The sequence below is a fragment of the Streptomyces sp. TAA486 genome, from assembly GCF_000426165.1.
The window spans coordinates 242,177-254,358 of the sequence record NZ_AUEV01000002.1 but is presented as its reverse complement, the minus strand read 5'-3'; the positions used below and the strand labels follow the sequence as shown (position 1 = coordinate 254,358).

The following is a 12,182-nucleotide window of genomic DNA, read 5'->3' as shown; positions in this document are numbered from 1 at the left end:
CCACTCCGTTATTCGAGCCGAATGTGCTCCAGCACTTCGGCAAGCTGACGAGAGCTTTCGGCCCAACCTTGCAGCTTGGCGCGTCGCCCGCGGGCGGATGTTGTCAGATGCGAACGAATTCCTGGATCTTCCAGCCATCCACGCAGCGCAGCGGTTAGAGCTGCGGTATCGCGCGAAGTGACCAGAATGCCGGGAATGCTCCCGTCGGGTGCGGTGCCGACGGTGTGGGGCACGGCGCCGGCCTCGATGGCGACCACGGGGATGCCGCGGGCGAGCGCCTCGGTGAGCACCATGCCGTAGGTCTCCGTGTGGGACGCGAGCACGAAGAGGTCCGCGGAATCGTACGCGGCCGCCAATTCGTCGCCCTGCCGAGGACCGGTCAGATGCACCCGCTCCGCCAGCCCGTGATCGGCGATGCGGCGGCGAACCTCCGCCACGAACCCTGGAGCGCGGTCCAGCGGACCGGTCAGCTCGCACGTCCACTGCAGATCGCGGAGACCGGCGAGCGCCTCGACGAGCAGATCCTGGCCCTTGCGCGGTGTGAGCGCCGCGACGCACAGCAGCCGCGAGGCGCCGTCCGTGCCGCGCGCGAGCGGCGCCGGATCGGTGCCGGGGAGTACGGAGTGGACGCGGTCCGCATCCAGTCCGTGCCGGGCGGCGACGTCGTGCGCCGCCCAGTCGCTGGTCACGACGACGGCGGCCGCCGCGTGCAGGGTCTGCCGCTCCAGCTGCTCGCGCTCCGCCGCCTCCGCGGCGCCGAGGCCCGTCTCGTCCGCGAGCGGCAGATGCACCAGCACCGCCAGGCGCAGTCTGCGGGCGTGCGGCACGACGACGTCCGGCACGCCGCAGGCGACCAGCCCGTCGACGAGCACGACAGCCCCGTCGGGCAACTCCTCCAGCAGGGCGGCCAGTTCGGCACGCGAGGCCGTGCCCGGCCGGGGCCACGTCCCCGCGACGACTCTCTCGTCCACGAAAGTGCCCGCCGCGCCCAGCTCGCGGCAGATGCGCAGGTCGTAGTTGTTGCCGCCGCTCACAGAGCGTGGATCACCGACGTCGCCGGGCATCACCACATGGACGCGCCGTGCGGACGGGCCGTCCTCGTCGTTCAAAGCGATCGCTCGTAGCTCGCCCATGCGACATGCGACTCGTGCAGCGTCACGGAGATGCCCTCCAGGCCGCGGGCGCCCTCGCCCAGCGCCCCCGCGTGGATCCTCTCGGCGATCCGGTCGGCGACGACCCTGGCCAGCATCTCCGTGGACGTGTTGATCCCGGCGAAGTCCGGTTCCTCGTCGAGGTTGCGGTAGTTGAGGTCCGCGAGGACGGAACCGAGTTCCTGCGTGGCGGCACCGATGTCCACGACGATGCCGTCGGCGTCGAGTTCGGGGCGCCGGAAGGTGGCGTCCACGAGGAACGTCGCACCGTGCAGGCGCTGTGCCGGGCCGAAGACGTCACCACGGAAGCTGTGGGCGATCATCATGTGGTCACGAACGGTGATGCTGTACATCGGCTCACTTTCCTGTATGTGCCCGTACGTCCCCGTACAGGCGGTTCCTGGTGCTCGGCGGGCTCGTTGTGCTCAGCCGGCCCGCGTCTCGTCGGCGTCGGTGTCGTAGGTGATGAGGTGGCACAGGGCGGGCAGCCGCCCGTCCGCGATGCGCGGCATCACCTCGGGAAGTTCGGCGAACCGGGACTCGCCGGTCAGCAGGGTCTCCAGTGCGGGATCGGCGAGGAGGTCGAGCGCGAGCGACATCCGGTCGGCGAAGGTGCGGCGGGCCCGGCGCGACGGCGGCAGTGCGCCCACCTGGCTGCTGCGCAGCGTGAGCCGCCGCGAGTGGAAGGACTCTCCCAGCGGGATGCTGATCCGGCGGTCGCCGTACCAGCTGAGTTCGATGATCTCCCCGTCCGCCGCGAGCAGTTCGAGGGATCTGGTGAGCCCCTCCTGGGACGCGCTGGCGTGCACGACGATGTCGCACTCCCCGGCGGCATCAGAGGGCAGGGCGAAGGGGACGCCGAGTGCCTCGGCGACCGCTGCCCGACCGGGATCGGCGTCGATCAACTCCACGCGTGCGGCGGGGAAACGGGAGAGCACGGAGGCCACGCAGGAGCCCACCATCCCCGCACCGACGACCGCGATCCGGTCCCCCAGCGAGGGAGCGGCGTCCCACACGGCGTTCACGGCCGTCTCCACCGTCCCGGCGAGCACCGCACGCCTCGCGGGCACCGGTTCGGGTACGGGCGTCACGGCGTCCGCGGGCACCACGTACCGCGTCTGGTGGGGGTAGAGGCAGAAGACGGTGCGGCCCATGAGCCCCGGGTCGGCGCCCTCCCCGCACTCCTCGACCACGCCGACACTGAGGTAGCCGTACTTGACCGGCCCGGGGAAGTCGCCCTCCTGGAAGGGGGCCCGCATCACCCCGTACTGGTTCTCCGGCACACGTCCGTCGAAGACGAGGGTCTCCGTTCCGCGGCTGACGCCCGAACAGAGCGTGCGGACAAGGACGTCACCCGGCCCGGGAGGATCCAGCGACACGGAGCGGATCTCACCTGAACCCGGGGAGCGCAGCCAGTAGGCGTGGGCGGTGCGCTCCATCTATGTGTCCTCCAGGTATGACGACAACTGCTAAGCCTTCACATCTCAGAGGCCACTCGTACCATAATCAGCCCCCTTCGACTCCGCCATATGCACCTGGAGGCGTGATGGGGAACCAGCACAGGCAGGACGACCGGGCCACTGACCAGCTGAAACTGCAGACTTCGACCGGAATGGCCGGGCAGTTGGTGCTCCTGGGGTTGCTGTGGAGCGTGACCGGACTCGGGCCGGTCGGCTGGGTTGTCGGGACGGCCTGCGGCGTGGCCGTCTGCCTCATCCTGCTGCGTTCGGGGAAGGCCGCGCTGGGACCGGCGGACCTGGTGACGCTCAGCAGAGCGGTCCTCGCCGGGGGCACGGCAGCGCTCGTGGCGGACCAGGGGCAGGACGCCTCCATGGTGGTCGTCGCGATCGTGGCCAGCACGGCGCTCGTACTCGACTTCGTGGACGGGCTGGTGGCGCGGCGCACGGGGACGGCCTCGGCGCTCGGCGCACGCTTCGACATGGAGGTCGACGCGTTCCTGATACTCGTGCTCAGTGCCTACGTCGGCCTGTTCGTCGGCCTGTGGGTGCTGGCGATAGGTGCCATCCGGTACGCGTTCCTCGCCGCGCAGCGGGTGCTGCCGTGGCTGCGCGGGCCGTTGCCGCCGAGCAGGGCCCGCAAGACGGTCGCGGCGCTCCAGGGCATCGCGCTGGTGGTGGCCGGATCCGGACTGCTGCCCGTATCGGTCGCGGTATTCGTGGCGGGCGGTGCGCTGTCGGCTCTCGTGTGGTCCTTCGGGCGTGATATCGCTTGGCTCTGGCATGTGCGCACGCTGCCCGTCATCGCGGAGGGCGCCCTCGAACTCGCCGTGGTTTCACACGGTGGCAGCAAGCCCGCGACCGGCACACACAGGGGTTGATCCGCCACCATGCAAGACGAAATGCCCGGTAAGGCACACATTCCCGCCCCCTCTCTGCAATCAATTGCCACTACACGCAACCCGGTTGACGATTCTCCTAAAAAAACCGATGCGGAGTTGAACGGCGGGTATGCTCGCCGCATGGCGTACCAGGAACTCTCTGTGAACGGCTCCTCGCGGCAAACCGCCGCTGTCGAGAGGGTGGTGGAGGCCCGGCTGCCCACGGTCCATGGAGAATTCCGAGCCATCGGATACATGGACCGCCGCACCAACCAAGAGCAAGTCGCGCTTGTCCACGGTGACATTGCGGCCCACGGCGCACTCACGCGTGTGCATTCGGAGTGCCTCACCGGCGAGGTGTTCGGGTCCAACCACTGCGAGTGCGGAGACCAGCTGGGCACGGCGATGCGGATGATGGTCGCGGACGGTTCCGGCATCCTCGTCTACATACAGGGCCACGAAGGCCGTGGAATCGGTCTGCTGGCGAAGCTGAAGGCGATGCACCTGCAGCAGGCCGAAGGACTCGACACTGTGGAGGCCAATCTCGCACTCGGCCTTCCGGTCGATGACCGCGAGTACACGGTCGCCGTGGAAATCCTCAACGATCTGGGCGTCGAGTCGGTGCGTCTGCTGTCCAACAATCCCCTAAAGCGGGAGGCCCTCGAGGCCAATGGCATCACAATCGCCGAGCGTATTCCGCTGCTGATTCCGCCGAACAAGGAAAACCACCGGTATCTGCTGGCCAAGCGGAAGAGACTCGACCACAGCCTTCCTCATCTCGACGGTCTGCTCGGCTGAATCCGTCACGTACGTCATCGCAACTGCCGCTGCCGCCTCATGACGCAACCGTCATGAGGCGGCGCTGCATTTCCGACGCAATTCCACACGCCGGGTCCCCGGATTGCTGCGTCTTCCCAACCGCTGCTGTGTGTTTGCGGGATCGCTGCGGGGCGCGCAGCCGCCCGCCGTTCCCGGGCCGGGCGGCGCCCGCCGCGGAGGGACCGGAGCAGGCATACCACCAGTTCCGTTCCAGGTGACCAGGACGCCTCCGACCGCTTCCGCGGCCCTCTGTCCACCCGCTGACGGCGGGCATCGCCCGGTACCTGTCGGTGTGCTCCGGCGTCATCGTGACGAGAATGCACCTGCGATCCGCGAGGCGACATCCGGCACCTGTACCGCCCCTGGATTCGTGAAGCGCGAACACCGTCGGCGGAGCGGTGCGAATGGGCATCGCCCGCCCCGGCATTGGCGGCCGTAGAACCACCCCGCCCGTATTCGGGGACCGTGAAAGCAATCACCTGCGCGGCTCCGCGATTTCGGGACCGCACCGCGACAAGAACCGGCCAGGCGGACCGTGCTCGTGCCGAGGCGGCGTTACCCGTCGGTCACCGGAACGTATGCGCCATGATCCGCGGCTTCCACTTCTTGCCGCGTTTGCGGGTGTGCCCGCGGGACGACCTCGGCCCCACCGTCCGGGAAGTGCCCGTCGCGGCCTTCCTCAACGGGGCGGTCAGCCCCGTACTGCTTCGCCCGAGGGGGATTCCAGAAGTCCGGCGACAGCGTCCCTGCTCCAGTGCTCCTCGGCTCCCGGGCGCGTGGCCAGATACTCGGCGATGCGGTCGTGCGACCAGCCGTGCGACTCCGCCAGCCCGGATGCCAGGTGCTGGAGGTAGGCGTCGGCCGGGGGATTCCCCTCGACGCTCCCGCGCCCCCAGGGAGCGGTGAACGTCAGCACGGGGTGGTCGTCGATGACGCCGGCACACACCAGCGTCTCGTACCGCCCCGGACCCATCTGGTCACGGCCCGAGGAGAGCACCTCACGCAGATCCAGGTCCGTGCCCGGCTCGCGGCGCATCTCCTGCGCGGCGATGTCGGAGAACTGCCCGGCCGTGACGAGCCAGGCCCGGGCGGCGGTACGTCCCTCACCGTCGGGGTCGTAGAAGGCCGTGCCACCCGTCCACACCGGCGATTCCAGCGCGAAGTACAGCTCTCCCGGAAGCATGACCGGCAACGCACGCTCAGGCGGCCGCGGATCACGGCAGCCCGGCTGAGCCTTGAGGCCGCCCGCGGGACGGCCGCCGCGCAAGTAGCAACTGAGGCGGGAGAGGTGCATGTTGGAGCCGAACGCCGCATACCAGACCTGCCGCGGGGCGGTGAACTCCCGCCGTGGCGGGGGCATCTGGCGAGGGATGATCACTGGATCTCTTTCCGTGCGGGTCTGCTGAAAGGCCTGGGACGGCCGCTCGGCACCTACCCGGACGGGCGCCGCGGCGAACAGTGTGCCTGGTCACGCCGGGCGGAATGCGGCGCCGACCTGGGTCCGACCAGCGCGGATCTCTTCGTTGTGCGGGGTCGTCGCCACTCGCGCCCTCACGCCGGGGCGTCCAGCGCCCACACCGTCACCGGATTGCCGAAGAGCAGATCGTCGCGGCGGGGCGTGAATCCGAGGCGCTCGGCCACACGCATCGAGGCGGCGTTGTCCGGGTGGATCATCGCCGTCACGAAGCCGAGCCCGAGATGCGAGAACCCCCAACTCACGGACGCCGCCGCCGCTTCGGTCGCGTAGCCTCGGCCCCACACCGCGGGCCTGAAGGTCCATCCCGCCTCCACCTCGTCGAACTGCGGCCAGTAGTTGAGGCCGCACCGTCCGATGAACTCGCCCGTGGCCTTGAGTTCGACCGCGCACAGACCGTGTCCCCGCTCGGACCACTGTTCCTCGATCTCGGCGAGCCGCGCCAGCGCCCGCTCACGGGAGTGGGCAGGGACGAACCGGTTCACGAGCGGGTCCGCGTGCAGGTCGACGAGCGCATCCACGTCACGTCGCGTCAGGGGACGCAGTACGAGCCTGTCAGTTTCCAGCACGCGACCCTCCCGGATCGTCCGCGGGCGCCACGGCCTCCTCACCGGCGGCGTCAGCCCCGGCGACTTCCCGCCGGACGCGAGCCGGCAGAAGCAGGGCCGCGACCATGCCGACGGCGAGAGCACCGGCGGCGAGCACCTGAACCCGGTAGTCGAAGACCGCCACCATGGCGGTGCCGAGCAGCAACACGATCCCTGTCGGGGCGAACATCAGCGTGTTCGCGGTGGCGGCGATCCGGCCCATCATCCTGCTCGGGGCCTCCCGTTGCACAGCAGTGAGTGCCGCGACGAGCGGACAGGGCAGCCCGGCGCCGATGAGCACACTCCCGGCGACCACGACCGGCCACCACGGTGCCGCCCTGGCGAGCGAGCCCAGCGCGAAGGCGGCGAACCCGGCTGCCGCGAAAGCGCGTTCGGGCATGCGGCGCAGAAGCGAGCCCGCGGCGAGCCCGATGACGAGCGAACCGAGACCCTGGGCCGCCGTGAGCACGCCCGCGTACACGGGAGGACGGTGCAGCCCCGAATCGAGCAGCGCGAACGTCACCGTGCTGCTCAAGGCGGAGACGGTCAGCGCCGCGGCTCCCGCGCACACGAGAGTGCGCAACACCCGCCGCTGCCACAGGGATCGGATGCCCTCGGCCATCTCCGCCGTCCAACTGCGCAGCGGAGGACGGGCTGTTGAGGGCCCAGTGCCGAGGGAGGGCTCGTGCACGCGGATCATTGCGAAGGCCGCTGCCGCGAGGACGAACGTCGCGCAGTCCAGCAGCGCCACCGCATGCCCGCCGAACGCCGCGAACAGGCCGGCGCCGGCCAGCGGGGCGCACAGTTTCCCGCTCTCGACAGCGGTCCGCGCCAGACCGTTGACATCGCCGCGGAGGTTCTCGGGGACGACGTCCGCGCACAGCGCCGTCTCCGCCGCGTCCGAGAGCACGGCCCCCGCGCCCACGAGGAAAAGGACCGCGAACAACAGCCACACCTGCTCACGCGAACGCACCGCGAGCGGCACGGTCAGCACCGCGGCCAGAACCAGGTTGGTGACCACCAGGAGGGGTCTGCGCCGGAAGCGGTCGGCCGGCACGCCGATCGCCGGGCCCGCGAGGGCGGGCAGCCAGAAGCAGAAAGTCACCAGCGCGGCAAGGCTGTCGGAGCCGGTCAGCGTCTTCACCCAGACACCGGCGGCGAGCGACATCGCGGAGTCCCCGAAGGCGGAGGTGACCACCCCGCCCAGGTACAGTCCCGCGTTGCGGTCCCGCAGGACCCGTATCACCGTCCAGCTCACGTCGCCCCCGTCCCGCTCCCGGCGGACGAACATACCCCCAATCAATTGCTTGGGGGTAGTGGGCGCAGGCCTCGCCGGTCCCATGCGCTTTACTGGCCTGCGTGACCGCCGTCGACCCCGTGCTGCGCGCTCTCGCCCATCCGGTCCGGCTGCGCATGATGACGCTCATGTGGCCCGGGCCCATGTCCGCCGCCGAACTCGCCCGCGAACTGGGCATCTCGCATGCGCTGTCCAGTCAGCATCTGCGCCGCCTGGACGCCGTCGGCCTCGTCGAGTTGGCGGAGGAGCGGAACACGCGGGGCGGACGCGAACGCCGCTACCGCGCTGTGCACGGCTCGCCGCTCTCCGAACAGCGCGAGGGCGCACCGATGCTGGCGGAGACACTGGCGCACACACTGCGTGAAAGGACGACGCAGCGTGACCCTGAGGGCGAAGGTGTCACCACCGACGCCGAGTTGTGGGTGGATCCCCGGGTGTGGGAGGACGTGCGCAGACGTCTGGCGGACCTGGCCATGGAACTCCACGACGCCGCGCGTCCGCCGCGCACCCCGGACACCACCCGCGTCGGCCTCACCTTGATGGCGTTTCCCATGTGTGAGGAGGGGGAGGGCTGAGCCACCCCTGAGAGCCGTCCGTGCATGGCCTGTTCTGCCTGACGGTGCGCGCACGCGCGCCCCGAGGTGGTCGACATCGAAGCCGGCGACCGCGACCTGCTGGACGGCACCACCATCCCGTCTGGGCGGGCGTCGCCCTCAAGTCCGCCGGCTGAACCGGGGCCCGGGCCGGGCGCCCTCAGTCCGGTTCGCCCTCAGTCCGGGTCGCGCGGGTCGAACGATTCCGTGTCGACGATCAGTGATTCCGGGAAGGCGGCAGCGAGGCGGTCCCACCTGACGAACTTGAAGTCGGTGCCCTTCCGTTCGCCTTCGGCCGGGGTTGCCTCGCCGTCGTGTGTGACGAGCACGCCCTTCGGAAACGCCTTGCCCAGCGGGACGTTGAGCACCGTCGCGCCATCGGACTGCTGCACGCCGTCGGTGTCCGGGCCGTCCGTCACCCTGAACGAACCGAGGTAGGGGGTGCGTTCGCCGCGCCCGAAGACCGCGAAGGTGTCGTCGCCCTGGCTGGAGGCGAGCACATATCCCTTGCCATCGGCGGCGTGATAGACGGTGAGGCCCTCGGCGTCGGCGCTCAGGTTCTTGCCGCCGTACCCGGGGTCGTTCGCCGTGTCGAGCACGCACTCCTCGTCCGCCTCGTCATACGTCCACGGTACGCCGTACTCCCGCACCTTCTCGAACAGCGAAGGCTCCTCGAACTCGCCGTCGTCGAGGGCGATCCGCCACAGACCGACGTCCTCCTGCGCGGCGTAGAGCACCTGCTTCTCCTGGTCGACGGCCATCCCCTCGACCTGTGCGCCCTCTCCCGGGTCCGTGCACGGAGCCCACGACTGTCCGTCCGGGAGCGTGAACGAGCCGGGCAGGTCGGCCGTGTCCTCGGCCGTGTAACCGACGCGGCCGTCCTCGTCGTTGAGCTTCAGCAGCTTCATCCGGGTCTCGGCACGCCGCGAGACGACCGCGTACGAGTCGCCGTCCTCCGTGTACGCGGCCAGTCCGTACGAAGTGTGCTGATCGTCCACCTCTTCCTCGTCCGCGGCGAAGACGGGACCGGCTCCGGCCGCCGTGACGTCGGTCAGCGGTGGGCTTCCCGCGGCGGCGGCCACCGGGTCGATCGCGTAGGCACGCAGCCGGTCACGGCCGCGGTCGCTGACGAGGGCCAGGTCGGTGGCGCGCCCGTTCAGCTCGAAGCCGTAGACGATGTCGACGTTGTTGAAACGCCCTGCCTCCGAGCCCTCACCCGGTGCGGGCGGTGCCTCGATGTGCTGCAGCCGGCGGCCGTCCAGCCCGTACACGTCCAGACCCGCCTCCTTGAGCGTGCCCACGACCAGGCTGCGCCGCGAGTCCTTCGGGTGGACCCAGACCGCCGGGTCGTCAGCGTCCGCGTTGCCGCCCGCCTCGTCGTCGTGGACTGCCGGAGTCTCGACGGAGGCCGTGGTGGGAACCGGCTCGGAAGCGCCGGCGGCCAGGGCGGCCGGCGCCGTCGCGACGAGCAGTGAGGCGGCCAGTGCCGCGGCACTCCGGACGGTGACGGGGCGGACGGTCGAAGGTCTCACAGCTCTCCTCGGTATCGGCACGGGAAGACAAGCCTGCGGTGGAAGGGTGAACTCCCTTCCACCGCAGGGCGGCTGACACACGATCAGTCGATGGCCGTCGTCATCCGCGTGTGGGACGGCTTCTTGACGGATCAGAAGTCGAAGACGCTCCCGCCGGCCTTCTGCGAGCACGAGTTGCCGTAGGTGTGCTGCCAGGACACTCGCTGGCCCTTCCACACGCCGTCCGCGGTGACGACGACCGGGTCCCAGATTCTCGTGCACATCCCGGGCGTCCCGGCCGCCACGAGCTCCTGGAACCGGCCGTCGACCGCGTTCACGTCGGCGCAGGCCCGGGCGGCGGAGGGGTGGCTGCCGCCCGCCGTCGGAGCGCAGTTCAGCACCACGGCACGCTGGACGGCGGAGGTCGCCGCGTCCGAGCCCTTGCCGACGGTCAGGACGAGTGCCGACGGTGCATAGACGCTGTCCGCGCCGGCGGGGGCCGCGTGCGCGACACCGCCTCCGAGGCCGGCGAGGCAACCTGCTGCGACCGTGGCCGCCGTCCCCAGAACCGTGACGCTGAACCGCATATCGAGCACTCCTTGATGTGAGATCACGTATATCGGACAGGCAGGACCCTGGCGTAAGACGGGCGAGAACGCACGTCGGTCGATCACTTCCAGTCGCGGATTACCCGGCCGAACCCGCACCACGGCTTATAGGACCAGGTCGGCGCGGATGTCCGGGTATCGGTGGTGTATCCGTCATGTAGGGCAAATCGGTTGTCGTTCAACCGGAAACTTCTTCCTGAGCTGCGCAGATGCGGGTCCGGACCCTGCCCGGCCGTCTCATCTCGGCTGGAAAGCGCCGCTGCGGGCCGGTCCTGATGGCTCGACTGCCGTCCGGCACGGCTCTCCGGGGGTTCAGCAGGGCAGACCTGCGCTGAGAGCGGTGCGTCATCGCCGTGGGATCCGGGTTCGTCAGCACGGACATGAACCGACATTCCGCAAAAGCCCTCCGTGCGGAATGCGGGCTCGACGTCCGGTATTTCGCTGTCTCGTCCCGTCGGATTCCAGCCGGTTCTCCGTGAAGAGCTTTCACGCGTCCAGTGATCACCTGTTGACTGGGATTACGGCGCGTCACCCCGTGCCCCCGCGGCCCCGTATCCGTCGGGACGTCACGACCTGAGTCCCGCGACTTCCGGTGAACCTCCCGTGTGTGCGGGCACATCCAGGCGCGGCGCGAATGCCGCCCGAGTCGCCGGGTAAGCGTGAGGCCCCGCCACGAAATGTGCGGGCTCTCCGGCGGATTCGCCGGTGGGCGGCCACTCTTTTCCTTTCACAGCACGATTCCCAGCGAGAGGACGCGATGACCGGCTCCCGTGATGAGCATCGGGCCCAGGGGGATTCCGAGTCCCAGGACTCGGCCTATTCCGCGGACGCCGCGGAGGAGACCTCTGCCTCATTGCCGGATCAGGAAGACGGGCCACGCTCTCAAGAACCGGAAAGGCCGTCCGCGCACGCGGACGGGGACGGGAACGGGGACACGGAGAACGCCGGCGGCATCGTCACCGTGGTGAACCCCCGTATCGTGCCCGCGGGTTCACGCAACCCCGCACCCGCGCCGCCACCGCCGGGCCGGACGCGCCTGGCCCTGCTCGCCACGGCCGCCGCAGTCGCCCTCACGGGGCTGGCGGGCGGCAGCTACCTGCTCGTCGGCGCTGACGCGGGGGACGGCGACTCCCGTGCCGGAGCCGGTCAGGGCTGGCAGGGCGGCCAGAACGACGACGACTTCGGCCACGACCCGCTGCCCGGCGACTCCTCGTCCGGCCGGGGCGACGGCAAGAGCAAGGACCCCGGCAAGGACGGCAGTCCTGGAAGCGGTGCGCACGGCGGGCCGCAGGACGATGGCGACAAGGGGAAGGACCGTCCGCCGAAGGATGACGACGACGGCGCCGATGAGGATCCTCCGCCGGAGGAACCCGGCGGCGGCAACGGCTCCGACGGCACCGTCCGCATCTGGAACCACAACTCGGACCTGTGCATCAACGTCCCCGAAGGTCAGGCTCGCGACGGCATGTACCTGGAGATCCGCACCTGCTCGGGCGCCGACTCGATGAAGTGGACGTTCGCGGACGACGGCACGGTGCGGGCCCTCGGTCTGTGCATGGACGTCGCCAACGGATCGGCCGAGAACGGAACCGTCATCCAACTCGCCAACTGCAGCGGGAATGTGGCCCAGCAGTTCCGCCTCAACGAGCGGAGTGATCTGGTCAACCCGCAGACGGACAAGTGCGTGCAGGTGCGCAACGGCGACGTCCGCGTCGGCCAGCAGCTCCAGCTGTGGGACTGCTCGGGCCAGGACAGCCAGAAGTGGAGCACGATCTGAGCGCGTGCGGTGCTGAGTTCGGCCCCG

The 12,182-nt window shown here is 69.9% G+C and carries 12 protein-coding genes; 4 read left to right on the top strand and 8 right to left on the bottom strand.

Annotation, left to right across the window (positions count from 1 at the left end):
• Positions 1–8: 8 nt before the first annotated feature.
• From I004_RS0105085 to I004_RS0105075, 3 genes are all read right to left on the bottom strand, one after another.
• Positions 9–1,133 carry a glycosyltransferase family 4 protein gene (locus I004_RS0105085; RefSeq protein ID WP_037975028.1) on the bottom strand — a complete coding sequence of 375 codons (1,125 nt, stop codon included), beginning with the start codon at positions 1,131–1,133 and terminating at the stop codon, positions 9–11.
• Entirely contained in the window at positions 1,106–1,504 is a 399-nt protein-coding gene (locus I004_RS0105080; RefSeq protein ID WP_028434581.1) for a 6-pyruvoyl trahydropterin synthase family protein, read from the bottom strand. The genes I004_RS0105085 and I004_RS0105080 overlap by 28 nt, the downstream gene beginning before the upstream one ends.
• Positions 1,505–1,576: 72 nt before the next feature.
• The gene (locus I004_RS0105075) at positions 1,577–2,590 is read right to left on the bottom strand and encodes a zinc-dependent alcohol dehydrogenase (RefSeq protein ID WP_028434580.1); all 1,014 of its coding nucleotides are present in this window, start codon (positions 2,588–2,590) and stop codon (positions 1,577–1,579) included.
• 107 nt (positions 2,591–2,697) lie between these two features.
• Here I004_RS0105075 and I004_RS32340 point away from each other — a divergent pair, with 107 nt between their 5' ends.
• A complete protein-coding gene (locus tag I004_RS32340) occupies positions 2,698–3,489 on the top strand; it encodes a CDP-alcohol phosphatidyltransferase family protein (RefSeq protein ID WP_078510837.1) in 792 nt (263 codons plus the stop codon).
• Between the two features lie 141 nt (positions 3,490–3,630).
• Positions 3,631–4,287, top strand: a complete 657-nt coding sequence (gene ribA, locus I004_RS0105065; protein WP_037975026.1) for a GTP cyclohydrolase II — start codon at positions 3,631–3,633, stop codon at positions 4,285–4,287.
• Between the two features lie 712 nt (positions 4,288–4,999).
• On the opposite strand, the gene I004_RS0105060 is transcribed toward ribA, so the two are convergent.
• The 3 genes from I004_RS0105060 to I004_RS32335 all read right to left on the bottom strand — a co-directional run bounded on the left by I004_RS0105060 (position 5,000) and on the right by I004_RS32335 (position 7,660).
• Positions 5,000–5,686, bottom strand: a complete 687-nt coding sequence (locus tag I004_RS0105060) for a histone deacetylase (RefSeq protein WP_486579744.1) — start codon at positions 5,684–5,686, stop codon at positions 5,000–5,002.
• Between the two features lie 173 nt (positions 5,687–5,859).
• On the bottom strand, positions 5,860–6,351 hold the full coding sequence (locus I004_RS0105055) for a GNAT family N-acetyltransferase (RefSeq protein WP_028434577.1): 492 nt from the start codon (positions 6,349–6,351) through the stop codon (positions 5,860–5,862).
• Complete coding sequence (locus tag I004_RS32335) at positions 6,338–7,660, bottom strand: MFS transporter (protein WP_051344722.1); 1,323 nt, start codon at positions 7,658–7,660, stop codon at positions 6,338–6,340. The genes I004_RS0105055 and I004_RS32335 overlap by 14 nt, the downstream gene beginning before the upstream one ends.
• A 68-nt stretch (positions 7,661–7,728) precedes the next feature.
• Between I004_RS32335 and I004_RS0105045 the strand changes: the two genes are divergently transcribed.
• Entirely contained in the window at positions 7,729–8,241 is a 513-nt protein-coding gene (locus tag I004_RS0105045; protein ID WP_028434576.1) for a winged helix-turn-helix domain-containing protein, read from the top strand.
• Positions 8,242–8,435: 194 nt separating this feature from the next.
• Here I004_RS0105045 and I004_RS0105040 read toward each other — a convergent pair whose 3' ends face one another.
• Positions 8,436–9,791, bottom strand: coding sequence for a phytase (locus I004_RS0105040; RefSeq protein WP_199779327.1), 1,356 nt, complete (start codon positions 9,789–9,791; stop codon positions 8,436–8,438).
• 131 nt (positions 9,792–9,922) lie between these two features.
• On the bottom strand, positions 9,923–10,357 hold the full coding sequence (locus I004_RS0105035; protein WP_028434574.1) for a subtilase-type protease inhibitor: 435 nt from the start codon (positions 10,355–10,357) through the stop codon (positions 9,923–9,925).
• 985 nt (positions 10,358–11,342) lie between these two features.
• On the opposite strand from I004_RS0105035, the gene I004_RS37420 reads away from it, so the two are divergent.
• Entirely contained in the window at positions 11,343–12,155 is an 813-nt protein-coding gene (locus I004_RS37420) for a ricin-type beta-trefoil lectin domain protein (RefSeq protein WP_158677003.1), read from the top strand.
• Positions 12,156–12,182 lie beyond the last annotated feature (27 nt).

Bases quoted from the DNA above. Each gene is read 5' to 3' on its own strand.
- I004_RS0105085 (WP_037975028.1), bottom strand. From the start codon at position 1,133: ATGGGCGAGCTACGAGCGATCGCTTTGAACGACGAGGACGGCCCGTCC.
- I004_RS0105080 (WP_028434581.1), bottom strand. From the start codon at position 1,504: ATGTACAGCATCACCGTTCGTGACCACATGATGATCGCCCACAGCTTC.
- I004_RS0105075 (WP_028434580.1), bottom strand. From the start codon at position 2,590: ATGGAGCGCACCGCCCACGCCTACTGGCTGCGCTCCCCGGGTTCAGGT.
- I004_RS32340 (WP_078510837.1), top strand. From the start codon at position 2,698: ATGGGGAACCAGCACAGGCAGGACGACCGGGCCACTGACCAGCTGAAA.
- ribA (WP_037975026.1), top strand. From the start codon at position 3,631: ATGGCGTACCAGGAACTCTCTGTGAACGGCTCCTCGCGGCAAACCGCC.
- I004_RS32335 (WP_051344722.1), bottom strand. From the start codon at position 7,660: ATGTTCGTCCGCCGGGAGCGGGACGGGGGCGACGTGAGCTGGACGGTG.
- I004_RS0105035 (WP_028434574.1), bottom strand. From the start codon at position 10,357: ATGCGGTTCAGCGTCACGGTTCTGGGGACGGCGGCCACGGTCGCAGCA.